13 protein-coding genes are annotated in these 18,140 nt (G+C 58.2%); 12 read left to right on the top strand and 1 reads right to left on the bottom strand.

The window, feature by feature from the left end; translation table 11 throughout:
- Nucleotides 1-158: 158 nt before the first annotated feature.
- Entirely contained in the window at nucleotides 159-470 is a 312-nt protein-coding gene (locus HKK52_RS11895; protein ID WP_008148580.1) for a DUF485 domain-containing protein, read from the top strand.
- Nucleotides 467-2,125, top strand: coding sequence for a cation acetate symporter (locus tag HKK52_RS11890; RefSeq protein WP_169370976.1), 1,659 nt, complete (start codon nucleotides 467-469; stop codon nucleotides 2,123-2,125). The genes HKK52_RS11895 and HKK52_RS11890 overlap by 4 nt, the downstream gene beginning before the upstream one ends.
- Before the next feature lie 1,049 nt (nucleotides 2,126-3,174).
- On the opposite strand, the gene gltA is transcribed toward HKK52_RS11890, so the two are convergent.
- Complete coding sequence (gltA, locus tag HKK52_RS11885; protein ID WP_169370975.1) at nucleotides 3,175-4,464, bottom strand: citrate synthase; 1,290 nt, start codon at nucleotides 4,462-4,464, stop codon at nucleotides 3,175-3,177.
- Nucleotides 4,465-4,813: 349 nt separating this feature from the next.
- On the opposite strand from gltA, the gene sdhC reads away from it, so the two are divergent.
- The 10 genes from sdhC to brnQ all read left to right on the top strand — a co-directional run bounded on the left by sdhC (nucleotide 4,814) and on the right by brnQ (nucleotide 17,931).
- Nucleotides 4,814-5,200 carry a succinate dehydrogenase, cytochrome b556 subunit gene (sdhC, locus tag HKK52_RS11880; RefSeq protein WP_178076575.1) on the top strand — a complete coding sequence of 129 codons (387 nt, stop codon included), beginning with the start codon at nucleotides 4,814-4,816 and terminating at the stop codon, nucleotides 5,198-5,200.
- On the top strand, nucleotides 5,194-5,562 hold the full coding sequence (gene sdhD / locus HKK52_RS11875; RefSeq protein ID WP_133836530.1) for a succinate dehydrogenase, hydrophobic membrane anchor protein: 369 nt from the start codon (nucleotides 5,194-5,196) through the stop codon (nucleotides 5,560-5,562). Before sdhC ends, sdhD begins: the two co-directional genes overlap by 7 nt.
- A 3-nt stretch (nucleotides 5,563-5,565) precedes the next feature.
- Complete coding sequence (gene sdhA, locus HKK52_RS11870; RefSeq protein WP_169370974.1) at nucleotides 5,566-7,341, top strand: succinate dehydrogenase flavoprotein subunit; 1,776 nt, start codon at nucleotides 5,566-5,568, stop codon at nucleotides 7,339-7,341.
- 11 nt (nucleotides 7,342-7,352) lie between these two features.
- Nucleotides 7,353-8,057, top strand: a complete 705-nt coding sequence (locus HKK52_RS11865) for a succinate dehydrogenase iron-sulfur subunit (protein ID WP_133836531.1) — start codon at nucleotides 7,353-7,355, stop codon at nucleotides 8,055-8,057.
- A 260-nt stretch (nucleotides 8,058-8,317) separates the two neighbouring features.
- Entirely contained in the window at nucleotides 8,318-11,149 is a 2,832-nt protein-coding gene (locus HKK52_RS11860; RefSeq protein WP_169370973.1) for a 2-oxoglutarate dehydrogenase E1 component, read from the top strand.
- 42 nt (nucleotides 11,150-11,191) lie between these two features.
- On the top strand, nucleotides 11,192-12,415 hold the full coding sequence (gene odhB / locus HKK52_RS11855; protein WP_054049461.1) for a 2-oxoglutarate dehydrogenase complex dihydrolipoyllysine-residue succinyltransferase: 1,224 nt from the start codon (nucleotides 11,192-11,194) through the stop codon (nucleotides 12,413-12,415).
- A 98-nt stretch (nucleotides 12,416-12,513) separates the two neighbouring features.
- Entirely contained in the window at nucleotides 12,514-13,950 is a 1,437-nt protein-coding gene (gene lpdA / locus HKK52_RS11850; protein ID WP_123409099.1) for a dihydrolipoyl dehydrogenase, read from the top strand.
- A 199-nt stretch (nucleotides 13,951-14,149) separates the two neighbouring features.
- Nucleotides 14,150-15,316, top strand: coding sequence for an ADP-forming succinate--CoA ligase subunit beta (gene sucC, locus HKK52_RS11845; protein WP_092271323.1), 1,167 nt, complete (start codon nucleotides 14,150-14,152; stop codon nucleotides 15,314-15,316).
- Nucleotides 15,316-16,197, top strand: a complete 882-nt coding sequence (sucD, locus tag HKK52_RS11840) for a succinate--CoA ligase subunit alpha (RefSeq protein ID WP_008148605.1) — start codon at nucleotides 15,316-15,318, stop codon at nucleotides 16,195-16,197. The genes sucC and sucD overlap by 1 nt, the downstream gene beginning before the upstream one ends.
- A gap of 420 nt (nucleotides 16,198-16,617) precedes the next feature.
- Nucleotides 16,618-17,931 carry a branched-chain amino acid transport system II carrier protein gene (brnQ, locus tag HKK52_RS11835; protein ID WP_169370972.1) on the top strand — a complete coding sequence of 438 codons (1,314 nt, stop codon included), beginning with the start codon at nucleotides 16,618-16,620 and terminating at the stop codon, nucleotides 17,929-17,931.
- Nucleotides 17,932-18,140: the final 209 nt, after the last annotated feature.

Below are 18,140 nucleotides of genomic sequence, written 5' to 3'. Positions count from 1 at the left end.
AGCCTTGCTCCTACAGATGCAAAGCAGGCTAATTATTTTGTTCTAGAAATTGGCGAAACCGTCATGTCGTTCTAATACTAAGGTCGTCTGGAAGCCGTCCCGCAGCCGCATAAAGTGGCTACGTTCTAACAATAATCTGTGCTGCGAGGATAAAAACAATGAACGACAGCATTTACCTCTCGATTCAAAACAGCCCGCGCTTCAAGGAGCTGGTTAGTAAGCGAGAAAAGTTCGCCTGGATTCTATCGGCGATCATGCTTGGGCTTTACTCCGGATTCATCCTTTTGATTGCTTACGGGCCGCATATTCTGGGGGCGAAAATCAGCCCTGAATCTTCGATTACCTGGGGGATACCGATTGGTGTCGGGCTGATTCTCTCGGCCTTTATCCTGACTGCAATCTACGTACGACGCGCCAATGGCGAATTCGACGACCTGAACAATGCGATTCTCAAGGAGGCTCAGCAATGATCCGGCGTCTAATGGCTCTATTGAGCATCGCAGCCTTTGCACCTGGCGCCTGGGCGGCTGAAGCCCTGACCGGCGAAGTGCACAAACAACCACTCAACGTGTCCGCGATCCTGATGTTCGTGGCGTTTGTCGGTTTGACCCTGTGCATCACCTACTGGGCCTCCAAGCGCAACAACTCGGCGGCCGACTACTATGCGGCCGGCGGCAAGATCACCGGTTTCCAGAACGGTCTGGCGATTGCCGGTGACTACATGTCGGCGGCGTCCTTCCTGGGTATTTCCGCCCTGGTGTTCACCTCTGGCTACGACGGCCTGATCTACTCGATCGGCTTCCTGGTGGGCTGGCCGATCATTCTGTTCCTGATCGCCGAGCGCCTGCGTAATCTGGGTAAATACACCTTTGCCGACGTGGCGTCCTATCGCCTCGGGCAAACCCAGATCCGCACACTGTCCGCCTGCGGTTCGCTGGTGGTGGTGGCGTTCTACCTGATCGCGCAAATGGTCGGTGCCGGCAAGCTGATCCAGCTACTGTTCGGTCTCGACTACTACGTTGCGGTGATCCTGGTCGGGATCCTGATGTGCATGTACGTGCTGTTCGGCGGCATGCTGGCGACCACGTGGGTGCAGATCATCAAGGCTGTGCTGTTGCTGTCCGGTGCCTCGTTCATGGCGCTGATGGTCATGAAACACGTCAACTTCGACTTCAGCGCGCTGTTCTCCGAGGCGATCAAGGTTCACCCTAAAGGTGAAGCGATCATGAGCCCGGGCGGCCTGGTGAAAGACCCGATCTCGGCGTTCTCCTTGGGCCTGGCGCTGATGTTCGGTACCGCTGGCCTGCCGCACATCCTGATGCGCTTCTTCACCGTGAGTGACGCGAAAGAAGCTCGCAAGAGCGTGCTGTATGCAACCGGCTTCATTGGCTACTTCTACATCCTGACGTTCATCATCGGCTTCGGCGCGATCTTGCTGGTCAGCACCAACCCTGCGTTTAAAGATGCGGCTGGCGCGCTGTTGGGCGGCAACAACATGGCGGCGGTGCACCTGGCCAACGCGGTGGGTGGCAGTATCTTCCTGGGCTTCATCTCTGCAGTAGCGTTCGCGACCATTCTGGCGGTAGTTGCCGGTCTGACGTTGGCCGGTGCTACGGCGGTATCTCATGACCTGTATGCCAGCGTGATCAAGAAGGGCAAGGCCAACGACAAGGACGAGATCCGCGTTTCGAAAATCACCACCGTTTGCCTGGGTGTGTTGGCGATCGGTTTGGGCATTCTGTTCGAAAGCCAGAACATCGCGTTCATGGTCGGCTTGGCGTTCTCCATCGCGGCGAGCTGTAACTTCCCGGTGCTGCTGCTTTCGATGTACTGGAAGAAGCTGACCACGCGTGGTGCGATGATTGGTGGTTGGTTGGGCCTGATCAGCGCCGTGGGCTTGATGGTGCTTGGGCCGACCATCTGGGTGCAGATTCTGCATCACGAGAAGGCGATCTTCCCTTACGAGTATCCAGCGTTGTTCTCGATGGCGATTGCCTTTATCGGGATCTGGTTCTTCTCGATTACTGATAAGTCGACGGCGGCTGACAATGAGCGGGCGTTGTTCTTCCCTCAGTTTGTGCGTTCGCAGACTGGGTTGGGGGCGAGTGGGGCGGTTTCGCACTAAGGCTTTTATGTAAGTTGCGTTGAATGGAAATGCCCTGGTCGAGAGATTGGGGCATTTTTTTTGGCTTTGGCTTTGGCTTTGCTTTTGTAGGAGCGAGGCTTGCCCGCGAAGGCGGCCTCATTGCCGACCGGGATTTTTGATGGTGTACATATCCATTTCTGCGGTAACGGCCACTTATGGTTTCGCCCTTACGGCGAGTCACTTTGGAAGAGCGCCAAAGTAACCAAAACGCTTTCGCCCCTGACGTACGGTGCCTCGCCCAGGCTCGGCATGCCCTCACTCCGGTCCTGCTCCGTGGGCCCGCCGCCATCGGCCATCCATGGCCGGGGGCGGCTACCGCGGCATCCCTGCCGCGGTGCCCACTGCGCAGAACCTGCGTTCGGCCTTCCGACGGGGCAGATCAAGATCAAGATCAAAAGCCAAAGCGAGGCGGCCTACGGGCCGACCTTGCTTTACGACGCTGCGCGGGGCTGATTGCTGATCGTTCCCACGCTCTGCGTGGGAATGCCGCCGGGGACGCTCTGCGTCCCGCTGTCGACGCGAGGCTTGAGTTCTGCGCAATGGTGACGCGGAGCGTCACGGGATGCATTCCCACGCGGAGCGTGGGAACGATCAGTAACTGGCGTACGCGCACAACCCCCGAGCCAGGCCGGCCGGTAGGCCGCCTCGCGGTGCGATGCACGCCCCCTCGAGAGGCCGAGTGGAGGTTCTGCGCAGTGGGCAACCCGGCATGGATGCCGGGTTAGCCGCCCCCGGCCATGGATGGCCGATGGCGGCGGGCCCACGGAGCAGGACCGGAGCGAGGGCATGCCGAGCCACAGCGAGGCACCGAACGACAGGGGCAAAAGCGCTTTGGTTACTTTCGCCTGGGCCGGCATTCCGGATTTTCGAAAGTGACTCGCTGTAAGAGCGAAACCATAAGCGGCCGTTACCGCAGCAACGGATATGCCCCCGATCAAAGACCCAATAACCAAGCACAAACAAAAACGGCCTCTAATAAATAGAGGCCGTTCCCGGTGCAACTTTAAGACGTTATCGCAAGACAGGTCTTATTTGCGGTCTTCCAGCTTGGTGATATCACGCGACTCGTAGCCGGTGTACAGCTGGCGCGGACGGCCAATCTTGTACGGGCTGGAGAGCATTTCTTTCCAGTGGGAGATCCAGCCCACGGTCCGCGCCAAAGCGAAGATCACGGTAAACATGCTGGTCGGAATGCCGATCGCCTTGAGGATGATCCCCGAGTAGAAGTCGACGTTCGGGTACAGCGAGCGTTCGATGAAGTACGGGTCGGTCAGGGCGATCTCTTCCAGGCGCATGGCCAGTTCGAGTTGCGGATCGTTCTTGATCCCCAGTTCCTTCAGTACTTCGTCGCAGGTCTGCTTCATCACAGTGGCGCGCGGATCACGGTTTTTGTAAACACGGTGACCGAAGCCCATCAACTTGAACGGATCGTTCTTGTCCTTGGCCTTGGCGATGAACTTGTCGATGTTCGACACATCGCCGATTTCATCGAGCATGCTCAGCACGGCTTCGTTCGCACCGCCGTGGGCAGGGCCCCACAGTGCAGCGATACCGGCGGCGATACAGGCGAACGGGTTGGCCCCCGAAGAGCCTGCCAGGCGTACGGTGGAAGTCGATGCGTTTTGCTCGTGGTCGGCATGGAGGATGAAGATCCGGTCCATGGCCTTGGCGAGTACCGGGCTGATCGGTTTGATCTCGCACGGGGTGTTGAACATCATGTGCAGGAAGTTTTCCGCGTACGTCAGGTCGTTGCGCGGGTACATCATGGGTTGGCCCATGGAGTACTTGTAAACCATCGCTGCCAGGGTCGGCATCTTGGCAACCAGGCGGATCGCGGAGATTTCGCGATGCTGCGGGTTATTGATGTCGAGGGAGTCGTGGTAGAAGGCCGAGAGGGCGCCGACTACACCGCACATGACGGCCATTGGGTGGGCGTCGCGACGGAAGCCGTTGAAGAACGTCTTCAACTGCTCGTGGACCATGGTGTGGTTCTTCACGGTGCTGACGAACTGGGCCTTCTGTTCTGCGGTCGGCAATTCGCCGTTGAGCAGCAGATAGCAGGTTTCCAGGTAGTCCGACTGTTCAGCCAGTTGTTCGATCGGGTAGCCGCGGTGCAGCAGGATGCCGTTGTCGCCGTCGATATAGGTGATCTTCGACTCGCAGGAGGCGGTCGACATGAAGCCAGGGTCAAAGGTGAAACGGCCCGTGGCCGTCAGGCCCCGAACATCAATTACATCGGGACCAACGGTGCCGGTTAAAATGGGCAGCTCGACGGGGGCTGCGCCCTCGATGATCAACTGCGCTTTTTTGTCAGCCATGTGGCCTCCTATTTATGCTTGAAATCATCAGACAGACCCCCCACGCAGGGCCCGCACCACTATAGTGAGATAAATTCGAATGTCAATTTGCCTAAAGTCTTGCTCCAGAAGGCTTTAACCGGACTTTTTCCTCGAAATTACCTGCCATTTACGCCTTTTATCCGACTTGTGCAATGAGCTATTAGGGGAAGGTGATTGCGTTGTCATTAGTAGCCTAACTGTCTATACTCGGCCACCGACCGCCAGGGGCTTTTGGGCCCGCTTCGCTGGGGGTCGCATCCCTGGGTGGTGGTTACCTGACCAGTGCACTCCCCAACAACTTTGCCCTGATTGTTAGGGGCTCTTCAGTGTGAAAAAAGCCGTGAAAAGCCAACGACCTGTAAACCTAGACCTAAGGACCATCAAACTCCCCATCACCGGCGTTACGTCGTTTCTTCACCGTGTTTCCGGCATCATCCTCTTCCTGGGCATTGGCTTCATGCTGTACGCATTGAGCAAATCCTTGGGTTCCGAGGAAGGTTTTGCCGACGTGAAGGCAACCTTGACCAGTCCGCTGGCCAAGTTCGTAGCATGGGGCCTCCTGTCCGCTCTGCTGTATCACCTGGTAGCCGGTGTGCGCCACTTGATCATGGACATGGGCATCGGTGAGACGCTGGAAGGCGGCAAGCTGGGCTCGAAAATCATTATCGCCGTGTCTGCGGTGTTGATCGTTCTGGCGGGAGTTTGGATATGGTAACCAGCGTTACGAACCTGTCGCGTTCAGGCCTCTATGACTGGATGGCACAGCGTGTGTCTGCGGTTGTTCTCGCGGCTTATTTCATCTTCCTGATCGGATACCTCGCAACCCACCCTGGCATTGGCTACGTCCAATGGCATGAGCTGTTTGCAAGCAACGGAATGCGTATCTTCAGTCTGCTGGCCCTCGTGGCCCTGGGCGCACACGCCTGGGTTGGCATGTGGACCATCGCGACCGACTACCTGACGCCGATGGCGCTGGGCAAGTCCGCGACTGCAGTACGTTTCCTCTTCCAGGCAGTATGCGGCGTTGCGATGTTCGCCTACTTCGTCTGGGGTGTGCAGATTCTTTGGGGTATCTGATTCATGTCTAATACAGTTAATACGCTTTCGTTCGACGCCATTATCATTGGCGGCGGCGGTGCCGGCATGCGCGCTGCGCTGCAACTGGCACAAGGCGGTCACAAGACTGCCGTAGTCACCAAGGTTTTCCCGACTCGCTCGCACACCGTATCCGCCCAGGGTGGCATCACCTGCGCCATCGCCTCGGCAGATCCGAACGATGACTGGCGCTGGCACATGTACGATACCGTCAAGGGTTCCGACTATATCGGTGACCAGGACGCTATCGAATACATGTGTTCCGTAGGCCCGGAAGCGGTTTTCGAGCTCGAGCACATGGGCTTGCCGTTCTCCCGTACCGAACAGGGCCGCATTTACCAGCGTCCGTTCGGCGGTCAGTCGAAAGACTTCGGTAAAGGTGGCCAGGCTGCCCGTACCTGCGCCGCTGCCGACCGTACCGGTCACGCACTGTTGCACACCCTGTACCAGGCCAACCTCAAGGCCGGCACCGTATTCCTCAACGAATACTACGGCGTCGACCTGGTGAAGAACGAAGATGGTGCCTTTGTCGGCATGATCGTCATCTGCATCGAAACTGGCGAAACCTCCTACGTCCGCGCGAACGCCACCGTATTGGCGACCGGCGGTGCAGGTCGTATCTACTCGTCCACCACCAATGCCCTGATCAACACCGGTGACGGCGTCGGCATGGCCCTGCGTGCTGGCGTGCCGGTACAAGACATTGAAATGTGGCAGTTCCACCCGACCGGTATCGCCGGCGCTGGTGTACTGGTTACAGAAGGCTGCCGCGGTGAAGGCGGTTACCTGATCAACAAGCACGGCGAGCGTTTCATGGAGCGTTATGCTCCGAACGCGAAAGACCTGGCTGGTCGTGACGTAGTTGCTCGCTCGATGGTTAAGGAAATCATCGCCGGCAACGGTTGCGGTCCGGATGGCGACCACGTAATGCTGAAACTCGATCACCTCGGTGAAGAGGTTCTGCACAGCCGTCTGCCAGGCATCATGGAGCTGTCCAAGACCTTCGCCCACGTCGATCCAGCCGTGTCGCCGATCCCGGTCGTTCCAACCTGCCACTATATGATGGGCGGCGTGCCGACCAACATTCATGGCCAGGCGATCACCCAGGACGCTGAAGGCGTTGACCAGATCATTCCTGGTCTGTTCGCGGTAGGTGAAGTGGCTTGCGTATCGGTTCACGGTGCCAACCGTCTGGGCGGCAACTCGCTGCTCGACCTGGTGGTATTCGGTCGTGCTGCCGGCCTGTTCCTGGAACAGACCCTGAAAGAAGGCGTCGACTACGCTCGCCCACGCCAGTCCGACATCGACGCTGCCCTGGCACGTCTCGATGGCCTGAACTCGCGTACCGAAGGCGAAGACGTCGCTACCCTGCGTAAAGAGCTGCAAAGCTGCATGCAGAACTACTTCGGTGTGTTCCGTACCGGCGAATACATGCAGAAGGGTATTGCCCAACTCGCTGATCTGCGTGGCCGTATCGCCAACGTCAAGATCAACGACAAGAGCCAGGCGTTCAACACCGCTCGTATCGAAGCCCTGGAACTGCAGAACCTGCTGGAAGTGGCCGAAGCCACCGCCATCGCTGCAGAAATCCGCAAAGAGTCCCGCGGCGCTCACGCCCGTGAAGACTTTGAAGATCGCGACGACGAAAACTGGCTGTGCCACACCCTGTACTTCCCGGGTGACAAGCGCGTAACCAAGCGTGCCGTGAACTTCTCGCCGAAGACTGTTCCGACTTTTGAACCTAAGATTCGGACTTATTAAGGGTGGCTGCCATGTTGAAAGTCAGTGTTTATCGCTACAACCCTGATCAGGACGCCGCGCCGTTCATGCAGGAATTCCAGGTCGATACCGGTGGTAAAGACCTGATGGTGCTGGACGTGCTGGCCCTGATCAAAGAGCAGGACGAGGGTTTCTCCTATCGTCGCTCTTGCCGTGAAGGTGTTTGCGGTTCCGACGGCATGAACATCAACGGCAAAAACGGCCTGGCGTGCGTCACGCCGCTGTCCGCTGTCGTAAAAGGTAACAAGCTGATCGTTCGTCCGCTGCCAGGTTTGCCGGTTATTCGTGACCTGGTCGTCGATATGAGCATCTTCTACAAGCAATACGAGAAGGTGAAGCCATTCCTGCAGAACGACACGCCGGCTCCGGCCATCGAACGTCTGCAGACCCCGGAAGAGCGTGAAAAGCTCGACGGTCTGTACGAGTGCATCCTGTGCGCTTGCTGCTCGACCTCTTGCCCATCCTTCTGGTGGAACCCGGACAAGTTCCTGGGTCCAGCTGCCCTGCTGCAAGCGTACCGCTTCCTGGCAGACAGCCGTGACACCAAGACTGCCGAGCGTCTGTCTTCGCTGGATGACCCGTTCAGCGTATTCCGCTGCCGCGGGATCATGAACTGCGTCAACGTCTGTCCGAAAGGCCTGAACCCGACTAAGGCCATCGGTCACGTACGTAACATGCTGCTGCAAAGCGGCGTGTGATACAGGCTGTAACTGCAGGACCGTTGTACCCGTAGATGCTACGGCGCAGGCTTCAACCGGCGCCGTAGTTTTAACCTGGGCAGCAGCCCATAAAGCTGCGGCTCTTATTTTGAAGAAATGAGACAAGCAGGGGCATCCGGGCTGGTACCCGGACTATCAGCGTGATCCTAAGTGGCTTGTTTTAGTCGCTGCATTCGGACTTCTGCAAGTTTGCTCGGTGTCGACGCCGGTGGTGTTCCCCTAACCGAGGGTGACCAAGCATGCAAGAAAGCGTGATGCAGCGCATGTGGAACAGCGCCTACCTATCCGGTAGTAACGCTGCCTATGTGGAAGAGCTCTATGAGCTCTACCTGCACGACCCTAACGCTGTGCCAGAAGAGTGGCGCACCTACTTTCAGAAGTTGCCTGCTGACGGCAACACTGCCACCGATGTTTCGCACTCCACAATTCGCGATCATTTCGTCTTGCTGGCAAAGAACCAGCGCCGCGCCCAACCGGTTTCCGCCGGGAGCGTGAGCAGTGAGCACGAGAAGAAGCAAGTTGAAGTGCTGCGATTGATCCAGGCCTACCGTATGCGTGGCCACCAGGCAGCCCAGCTTGACCCGCTGGGGCTGTGGCAGCGTCCTGCACCTGCAGACCTGTCGATCAATCATTACGGCTTGACCAATGCCGATCTTGATACGACCTTCCGTGCCGGCGACCTGTTCATCGGCAAAGAGGAGGCGAGCCTACGCGAAATTCACGAAGCGTTGCAGCAGACATATTGCCGCACCATCGGCGCTGAATTCACGCACATCACCGATTCCGAGCAGCGCCAGTGGTTCCAGCAGCGTCTGGAAAGCGTGCGCGGCCGTCCGACGTACTCCGCCGACATCAAGAGCCACCTGCTCGAGCGCGTCACTGCCGGCGAAGGTCTGGAAAAATACCTGGGCACCAAATACCCGGGTACCAAGCGTTTCGGCCTGGAAGGCGGCGAGAGCCTGATTCCGATGCTCGATGAGCTGATCCAGCGTTCCGGCTCCTACGGCACCAAGGAAATCGTGATCGGCATGGCCCACCGTGGCCGTCTCAACGTGCTGGTCAACACCTTCGGCAAGAACCCGCGCGAGCTGTTCGACGAGTTCGAAGGCAAGAAGAAGGTCGAGCTGGGTTCCGGTGACGTTAAATATCACCAGGGCTTCTCGTCCAACGTCATGACCACCGGCGGTGAAGTTCACCTGGCCATGGCCTTCAACCCGTCCCACCTGGAAATCGTTTCTCCAGTGGTCGAGGGTTCGGTCCGTGCCCGTCAGGATCGTCGTAACGACCCTACCGGTGAAAAAGTCCTGCCGATCTCCATCCACGGTGATGCTGCATTCGCAGGTCAGGGCGTGGTGATGGAAACCTTCCAGATGTCGCAGACCCGCGGTTTCAAAACCGGCGGCACCGTGCACATCGTGATCAACAACCAGGTCGGTTTCACCATCAGCAACCCGGAAGACTCGCGCTCCACCGAGTACGCGACCGACGTTGCGAAAATGATCCAGGCGCCGATCCTCCATGTGAATGGCGATGATCCGGAAGCCGTGTTGTTCGTGACCCAGCTGGCCATCGACTACCGCATGCAGTTCAAGCGTGACGTGGTAATCGACCTGGTCTGCTACCGTCGTCGCGGCCACAACGAAGCTGACGAGCCTAGCGGCACCCAGCCTCTGATGTACCAGCAGATCACCAAGCAGCGCACCACCCGTGAGCTGTACGCCGAACGCCTGACCCAGGCCGGTGTGGTGGATGATGAGCGCGTGCAAGCCAAGATCGACGAATACCGCAATGCGCTGGACAACGGTCTGCATGTTGTGAAAAGCCTGGTCAAAGAGCCGAACAAAGAGTTGTTCGTGGACTGGCGTCCGTACCTGGGCCACGCCTGGACTGCACGTCACGACACGCGTTTCGACCTGAAAACCTTGCAGGAACTGTCCGCCAAGCTGCTGGAAATTCCAGAAGGTTTCGTGGTTCAGCGCCAAGTCTCGAAGATCTACGAAGACCGTCAGAAAATGCAAGTCGGCGGCCTGCCGATCAACTGGGGTTACGCCGAAACCATGGCGTACGCGACCCTGGCGTTCGAAGGTCACCCGATCCGCATGACTGGCCAGGACATCGGCCGCGGTACGTTCTCGCACCGTCATGCCGTGTTGCACAACCAGAAAGATGCCGGCAGCTATATTCCGCTGCAGAACCTGTACAAAGGCCAGCCACGTTTCGACTTGTACGATTCGTTCCTGTCCGAAGAAGCCGTCCTGGCGTTCGAATACGGTTACTCGACCACCACGCCTGAAGCGCTGGTGATCTGGGAAGCCCAGTTCGGCGATTTCGCCAACGGTGCCCAGGTGGTAATCGACCAGTTCATCACCAGTGGCGAGCACAAGTGGGGCCGTCTCTGCGGTCTGACCATGCTGCTGCCGCACGGTTATGAAGGTCAGGGTCCGGAGCACTCTTCGGCACGTCTGGAGCGTTACCTGCAACTGTGCGCCGAGCACAACATCCAGGTAGCGGTACCGACCACGCCGGCCCAGATCTACCACTTGCTGCGTCGTCAGGTGATTCGCCCGCTGCGCAAGCCATTGATCGTTCTGACTCCGAAGTCGCTGTTGCGTCACAAGCTCGCCATATCGACCCTGGAAGATCTGGCCGAAGGTTCGTTCCAGACCGTTATCCCGGAAATCGATGTTCTGGACCCGAAAAAGGTCGAGCGCATTGTTCTGTGTAGCGGCAAGGTCTACTACGACCTGCTGGAAAAACGCCGTGCCGAAGGTCGTGATGACATCGCCATCGTGCGTATCGAGCAGCTGTACCCATTCCCTGAGGACGACTTGAACGAAGTCCTGGCTCCGTACACCAACCTCAAACATATCGTTTGGTGTCAGGAAGAGCCGATGAACCAGGGTGCCTGGTACTGCAGCCAACACCACATGCGCCGCATCGTGGGCAATCACAACAAGGCGCTCGTTCTCGAGTACGCCGGCCGTGATGCTTCTGCTGCACCTGCTTGTGGTTATGCATCGATGCACGCTGAGCAGCAGGAAAAACTGCTGCAAGACGCCTTTACTGTTTAACGCCTTCGCGCACCTGAAACCGAATTTAAGGACCCACAGATAATGGCTATCGAAATCAAAGCCCCCACTTTCCCGGAATCGGTTGCCGATGGCACCGTTGCCACCTGGCACAAAAAACCAGGCGACGCCGTCAAGCGTGATGACCTGATCGTCGATATCGAAACCGACAAAGTGGTACTGGAAGTATTGGCCACCGCTGACGGCGTGCTGGGCGCTATCGTCAAGAACGAAGGCGACACCGTTCTGTCCGACGAAGTCCTGGGCTCGATCGAAGAGGGTGGCGCTGCTGCTGCCGCTCCGGCTGCTGCCGCTGCTCCGGCCGCTGCACAAGCCGCTGCCCCGGCTGCCGAAGGCGAAGACGATCCTGTTGCTGCACCGGCTGCTCGCAAGCTGGCTGAAGAAAACGGTATCAACATCGCTTCCGTTGCCGGCACTGGCAAAGGCGGTCGTGTGACCAAGGAAGACGTCGTCGCTGCTGTTGCTGCCAAGAAAGCCGCTCCGGCTGCCGCGCCTGCCAAGGCTGCTGCTCCGGCTGCCGCCGCTCCTGTGTTCGCCGCTGGCGACCGCATCGAGAAGCGCGTACCGATGACCCGCGTGCGGGCCACCGTTGCCAAGCGTCTGGTCGAAGCTCAGTCGAACATGGCGATGCTGACCACGTTCAACGAAGTCGACATGACCGAAGTCATGGCCCTGCGTTCGAAGTACAAGGACCTGTTCGAGAAGTCCCACAATGGCGTACGCCTGGGCTTCATGTCGTTCTTCGTCAAAGCAGCTACCGAAGCGCTGAAACGCTTCCCGGCTGTCAACGCGTCGATCGACGGTGCCGACATCGTTTACCACGGCTACGCCGACGTTGGTGTGGCTGTTTCCAGCGACCGCGGCCTGGTTGTACCGGTCCTGCGTAACGCCGAACTGATGAGCCTGGCTGAAATCGAAGGCGGCATCGCTGCTTTCGGCAAGAAGGCGCGTGACGGCAAGCTGTCGATGGACGAAATGACTGGTGGTACGTTCACCATCACCAACGGTGGTACCTTCGGTTCGATGATGTCGACGCCGATCGTCAACCCGCCGCAAGCGGCCATCCTGGGCATGCACAACATTCTGCAGCGTCCTATGGCGATCAACGGTCAGGTCGTTATCCGTCCGATGATGTACCTGGCTCTGTCCTACGATCACCGTCTGATCGATGGCAAAGAAGCTGTGACCTTCCTGGTTACCATCAAGAACCTGCTGGAAGACCCGGCTCGTTTGCTGCTGGATATCTGATAGAAGCAGCTGCAGGTTTCAAGTTTCAGGTTGCAAGCAATTGCAGCCTGGCTTGAGGCTTGCGGCTTCAAGCTTGTTGCCAAAAGAGGATTTTTTGAATGTCGCAGAAATTTGACGTAGTAGTGATCGGTGCGGGCCCTGGCGGCTACGTGGCTGCCATCAAAGCAGCGCAACTGGGTCTCAGCACTGCCTGCATCGAGAAATACACCGACAAGGAAGGCAAACTGGCCCTGGGCGGTACTTGCCTGAACGTCGGCTGCATTCCATCCAAGGCGCTGCTGGACAGCTCCTGGAAATACAAGGAAGCCAAAGAAGGCTTCGCGATCCACGGTATCAATCACGCTGGCGTGACCATGGACGTGGCGGCAATGGTTGGCCGTAAAGCCAACATCGTCAAAGGCCTGACCTCTGGCGTTGCCACCCTGTTCAAGGCCAACGGCGTTACTTCCCTGCAAGGCCACGGCAAACTGCTGGCCGGCAAGAAAGTCGAGCTGACCAAGCCAGACGGCACCGTTGAAATCATCGAAGCCGAGAACGTGATCCTGGCTTCGGGCTCGCGTCCAATCGACATTCCACCGGCTCCGGTTGACCAGAACGTGATCGTCGATTCGACCGGCGCACTGGAATTCGCAGCCGTACCTAAGCGTCTTGGCGTGATCGGCGCTGGCGTGATCGGTCTGGAACTGGGTTCGGTCTGGTCCCGTCTGGGCGCTGAAGTGACTGTTCTGGAAGCCCTGGAGAAGTTCCTGCCAGCAGCTGACGAAGCAGTTTCCAAAGAAGCCTACAAAACCCTGACCAAACAAGGTCTGGACATCAAGCTGGGCGCTCGCGTCACCGGTTCCAAAGTGAACGGCGACGAAGTCGTTGTGAACTACACCGATGCCAATGGCGAACAGAACATCACCTTCGACAAGCTGATCGTTGCCGTTGGTCGCCGTCCGGTGACCACTGAGCTGCTGGCAGCTGACAGCGGTGTGAACATCGACGAACGTGGCTTCGTTTTCGTTGACGACCAGTGCGCTACCAGCGTTCCGGGCGTTTTCGCAATCGGTGACGTGGTTCGCGGCATGATGCTGGCGCACAAGGCGTCCGAAGAAGGCATCATGGTTGTAGAACGTATCAAGGGCCACAAAGCCCAGATCAACTATGACCTGATCCCGTCTGTTATTTATACTCACCCGGAAATCGCGTGGGTCGGTAAAACCGAGCAAACCTTGAAAGCTGAAGGCGTTGAAGTTAACGTCGGCACTTTCCCGTTCGCCGCCAGTGGCCGTGCCATGGCAGCCAACGATACCGGCGGTTTCGTGAAAGTCATTGCTGATGCCAAGACTGACCGCGTACTGGGCGTCCACGTGATTGGCCCGAGCGCTGCAGAACTGGTTCAGCAGGGCGCGATCGGTATGGAGTTCGGCACCAGTGCCGAAGACCTGGGCATGATGGTTTTCTCCCATCCGACCCTGTCCGAAGCCTTGCACGAAGCGGCTCTGGCAGTGAATGGCGGCGCCATTCACATCGCCAACCGCAAGAAGCGTTAAGACAAGACAATAAGAAACCACGGCGGAAGGCCCGTCGTGAGCCTTGCGTGCAAGACTCACCGCGGAATGTCCGCCGGACGCAGCCTTGCGTAGTCTCACCGGTTATCCGGAACACCTACGCAAGCAGCAGTCACAGGTGGTGCGGCACTTCAACAGTGCAGCACCGAATGCGCAGTACCTAACGAAGACGGTAATAAGCATGAATCTTCACGAGTATCAGGGTAAGCAGCTGTTCGCTGAGTACGGCCTGCCAGTATCCCAGGGTTTCGCCGTAGACACCCCGGAAGCAGCAGCAGAAGCGTGCGACAAAATCGGCGGGACCGAATGGGTTGTCAAAGCCCAGGTTCACGCAGGTGGTCGCGGTAAAGCGGGCGGCGTTAAGCTGGTTCGCAGCAGAGAAGACGCCAAAGCATTTGCTCAACAGTGGTTGGGCAAGCGTCTGGTGACTTACCAGACTGATGCCAATGGTCAGCCAGTCACCAAGATCCTGGTTGAATCGTGCACTGATATCGCTAAAGAGCTGTACCTGGGCGCTGTCGTTGACCGTTCGAGCCGTCGCATCGTGTTCATGGCTTCCACCGAAGGTGGCGTGGACATCGAGAAAATCGCTCACGACACTCCAGAAAAAATCCTGAAAGCCACGATCGATCCACTGGTTGGCGCTCAGCCATTCCAGGGTCGCGAGCTGGCATTCCAGCTGGGTCTGGAAGGCAAGCAAGTTGCTCAGTTCGCCAAGATCTTCGTAGGTCTGGCCAAGCTGTTCAAGGATCACGACCTGGCTCTGCTGGAAGTGAACCCGCTGGTGATCAAGGCTGACGGCGATCTGCATTGCCTCGACGCCAAGATCAACATCGACGCCAACGCCATGTACCGTCAGCCTAAGCTGAAGACTTTCCACGATCCGTCGCAAGACGATCCGCGCGAAGCGCACGCTGCCAAGTTCGAACTGAACTACGTAGCACTGGAAGGCAACATCGGTTGCATGGTCAACGGTGCTGGCCTGGCCATGGGTACCATGGACATCGTCAACCTGCATGGCGGCAAACCAGCCAACTTCCTCGACGTGGGCGGCGGTGCTACCAAAGAACGCGTTACCGAAGCGTTCAAGATCATCCTGTCCGACACTAACGTCGCTGCAGTATTGGTCAACATCTTCGGCGGCATCGTTCGTTGCGACATGATTGCCGAAGGCATCATCGGTGCAGTGAAAGAAGTCGGCGTGAAAATCCCGGTTGTTGTTCGCCTTGAAGGTAACAACGCTGAGCTGGGCGCTAAAGTACTGGCAGAAAGCGGTTTGAACATCATCGCTGCTACCAGCCTGACCGACGCTGCTCAACAAGTTGTCAAAGCTGCGGAGGGCAAATAATGAGCGTCCTGATCAATAAAGACACCAAAGTTATCTGCCAGGGTATTACCGGTTCGCAAGGTAGTTTCCACACCCAGCAAGCCATCGAATACGGCACCAAGATGGTTGGTGGCGTTACTCCTGGTAAAGGCGGCACCGAGCACCTGGGTCTGCCAGTGTTCAACACCGTGAAAGATGCTGTAGCTGCCACTGGCGCCACCGCCAGCGTTATCTACGTTCCAGCTCCTTTCTGCAAAGACTCCATCCTGGAAGCAGCGTTCGGCGGCATCAAGCTGATCGTTTGCATCACTGAAGGCATTCCTACCCTGGATATGCTGGATGCCAAGGTCAAGTGCGACGAACTGGGCGTAGTCCTGATCGGTCCTAACTGCCCAGGCGTGATCACTCCAGGCGAATGCAAGATCGGCATCATGCCAGGTCACATTCACTTGCCAGGCAAAGTCGGTATCGTTTCCCGTTCCGGCACCCTGACCTACGAAGCTGTGAAGCAGACTACTGACGCCGGTTTCGGTCAGTCGACTTGCGTCGGCATCGGCGGTGACCCGATCCCGGGTTCGAACTTCATCGACATCCTGAAGCTGTTCCAGGAAGACCCGAAGACCGAAGCGATCGTAATGATCGGCGAGATCGGCGGTTCGGCTGAAGAAGAAGCGGCTGCCTACATCAAGGCACACGTGACCAAGCCGGTTGTTTCCTACATCGCTGGTGTGACTGCCCCTGCAGGCAAGCGCATGGGCCATGCTGGCGCAATCATCTCTGGCGGCAAGGGCACTGCAGACGAGAAGTTTGCTGCCCTGGAAGACGCAGGCGTTAAAACCGTGCGTTCGCTGGCAGACATCGGCAAGGCTTTGTCCGAGCTGACCGGTTGGGCGATCAAATAAGCCTCGCGCTTAGCTGACGCTTCACCAGGCAAAGGCCACCTTCGGGTGGCCTTTGTCGTTTCCGGGTGATCGTTCCCACGCTCCGCGTGGGAATGCCGCCGGGGACGCTCCGCGTTCCGCCTTCGAATGCGACGCAGAGCGTCGCGGGATGCATTCCCACGCAGAGCGTGGGAACAATCTGACCTGAGGTGGAAAATTAGATATGTAAACGCGACACGGAAATGTCGCGTATCGGATAGTTCGCCCTCTAACAGTGCGTTTGTCAGGCAAATTCGTTAGGCTAGCAGCCATTTTTGCGTCCGCCGCCCACAAGGCCGCTACGCGCTAAACGGGTTGGTCCTATACGGATCGACAGCATTTCCCTCACCCATAAGGGAAATCCCTCTCTAAATTCCGATTCAGTAGTGTGGTATTTCCTTAATGAAAGTGTTGAAAGGCCAGGACATCCTGGCACTTGGTTTTATGACGTTTGCCCTGTTTGTCGGGGCTGGCAACATCATCTTCCCGCCTATCGTCGGTTTGCAGTCCGGGCCTAATGTCTGGATGGCGGCGCTGGGTTTCCTGATCACAGCGGTCGGCCTTCCAGTGATCACCGTGGTTGCCCTGGCCAAGGTTGGCGGTGCCATGGATGCCTTGAGCAGCCCGATCGGCAAAGTCGCCGGGGGCATTCTGGCCGCCGCGTGCTACCTGGCGGTCGGCCCGCTGTTCGCCACCCCGCGCACGGCCACCGTATCCTTCGAGGTCGGTCTGGCGCCATTGACCGGCGAGAGCCCGCTAGCGCTGTTTCTCTACAGCTCGGTGTACTTCCTGCTGGTGTTCTTCATCTCGCTGTACCCGGGCCGCCTGCTGGACACCGTAGGGCGTTTCCTCGCGCCGCTGAAGATCATCGCCCTGGCCGTGCTCGGTATTGCCGCGTTCGCCCTGCCGGCCGGTGACATTGGCGTGGCTACGCCGGAATACGTGGCGGCACCGTTCTCCCAGGGTTTCATCAATGGTTACTTGACCATGGATACCCTGGGTGCGCTGGTGTTCGGCATCGTCATCGTCAACGCCATTCGTTCCCGCGGCGTCGAGTCGCCAGCCCTGATCACCCGTTACGCGATCATTGCCGGGATGATTGCCGGCGTGGGCCTGGCGCTGGTGTACGTCAGCCTGTTTCGTCTCGGTTCGGGCAGCCATGAAGTGGCCGCCGGTGCCGCGAATGGCGCGGCGGTCCTGCACGCCTACGTGCAGCACACCTTCGGTTCGCTGGGCAGCGGTTTCCTTGCGGTGTTGATCTCGTTGGCCTGCCTGGTGACCGCGGTCGGCCTGACGTGCGCTTGTGCCGAATACTTCAGCCGGGTGCTGCCACTGTCCTACAAGACATTGGTCATTATCCTGGCGGTGTTCTCGCTGTTCGTGTCCAACCTGGGCCTGACCAAGCTGATCGCGTTCTCGATCCCGGTGCTGACCGCGATCTACCCGCCGTGCATCGCCCTGGTCGCCTTGAGCTTCTGCAAGGACTTCTGGCGTGAACAGGGGCGCATCGTCGGTCCGGTGATGCTGGTGTCGTTCATCTTCGGCCTGATCGACGCGCTCAAGGGCGCGGGCCTGGCGGACTGGATGCCGACGCAGCTGTCGCACCTGCCGCTGAGCGAGCAAGGTCTGGCGTGGCTGGTGCCGTCGGTCATGACCCTCGTGGTTGCGGCCGTGTGCGACCGTATGCTCGGCAAGCGCGCCGAAGCGTTGGCGTAAACCTGATCGCCCGTCACAAGCGGGCAGCAGGTCAAAACAGAAATGCCCCGTATCAATCGATACGGGGCATTTTTTATGGGCGTGAGGCAGTGTCTTTTCCTGCGAACCAGCGTCGAACCACTACCTGTAGTAGCCAGGCTTGCCCGCGAAGGCGTCGTATCAGCCACCGTGATGTCGTCTGACACGACGCCTTCGCGGGCGAGCCTCGC

Source organism: Pseudomonas sp. ADAK2 (genome assembly GCF_012935755.1).
Classification (GTDB): Bacteria; Pseudomonadota; Gammaproteobacteria; order Pseudomonadales; family Pseudomonadaceae; genus Aquipseudomonas.
Note: the sequence above shows the minus strand (reverse complement) of the source record. Positions and strands in the feature narration are given on the sequence as shown.

Excerpts from the sequence above, each read along its gene's own strand:
- HKK52_RS11895 (WP_008148580.1), top strand. The coding sequence starts at position 159 with ATGAACGACAGCATTTACCTCTCGATTCAAAACAGCCCGCGCTTCAAG.
- HKK52_RS11890 (WP_169370976.1), top strand. The coding sequence starts at position 467 with ATGATCCGGCGTCTAATGGCTCTATTGAGCATCGCAGCCTTTGCACCT.
- gltA (WP_169370975.1), bottom strand. The coding sequence starts at position 4,464 with ATGGCTGACAAAAAAGCGCAGTTGATCATCGAGGGCGCAGCCCCCGTC.
- sdhD (WP_133836530.1), top strand. The coding sequence starts at position 5,194 with ATGGTAACCAGCGTTACGAACCTGTCGCGTTCAGGCCTCTATGACTGG.
- sdhA (WP_169370974.1), top strand. The coding sequence starts at position 5,566 with ATGTCTAATACAGTTAATACGCTTTCGTTCGACGCCATTATCATTGGC.
- HKK52_RS11865 (WP_133836531.1), top strand. The coding sequence starts at position 7,353 with ATGTTGAAAGTCAGTGTTTATCGCTACAACCCTGATCAGGACGCCGCG.
- HKK52_RS11860 (WP_169370973.1), top strand. The coding sequence starts at position 8,318 with ATGCAAGAAAGCGTGATGCAGCGCATGTGGAACAGCGCCTACCTATCC.
- odhB (WP_054049461.1), top strand. The coding sequence starts at position 11,192 with ATGGCTATCGAAATCAAAGCCCCCACTTTCCCGGAATCGGTTGCCGAT.
- lpdA (WP_123409099.1), top strand. The coding sequence starts at position 12,514 with ATGTCGCAGAAATTTGACGTAGTAGTGATCGGTGCGGGCCCTGGCGGC.
- sucC (WP_092271323.1), top strand. The coding sequence starts at position 14,150 with ATGAATCTTCACGAGTATCAGGGTAAGCAGCTGTTCGCTGAGTACGGC.
- sucD (WP_008148605.1), top strand. The coding sequence starts at position 15,316 with ATGAGCGTCCTGATCAATAAAGACACCAAAGTTATCTGCCAGGGTATT.
- brnQ (WP_169370972.1), top strand. The coding sequence starts at position 16,618 with ATGAAAGTGTTGAAAGGCCAGGACATCCTGGCACTTGGTTTTATGACG.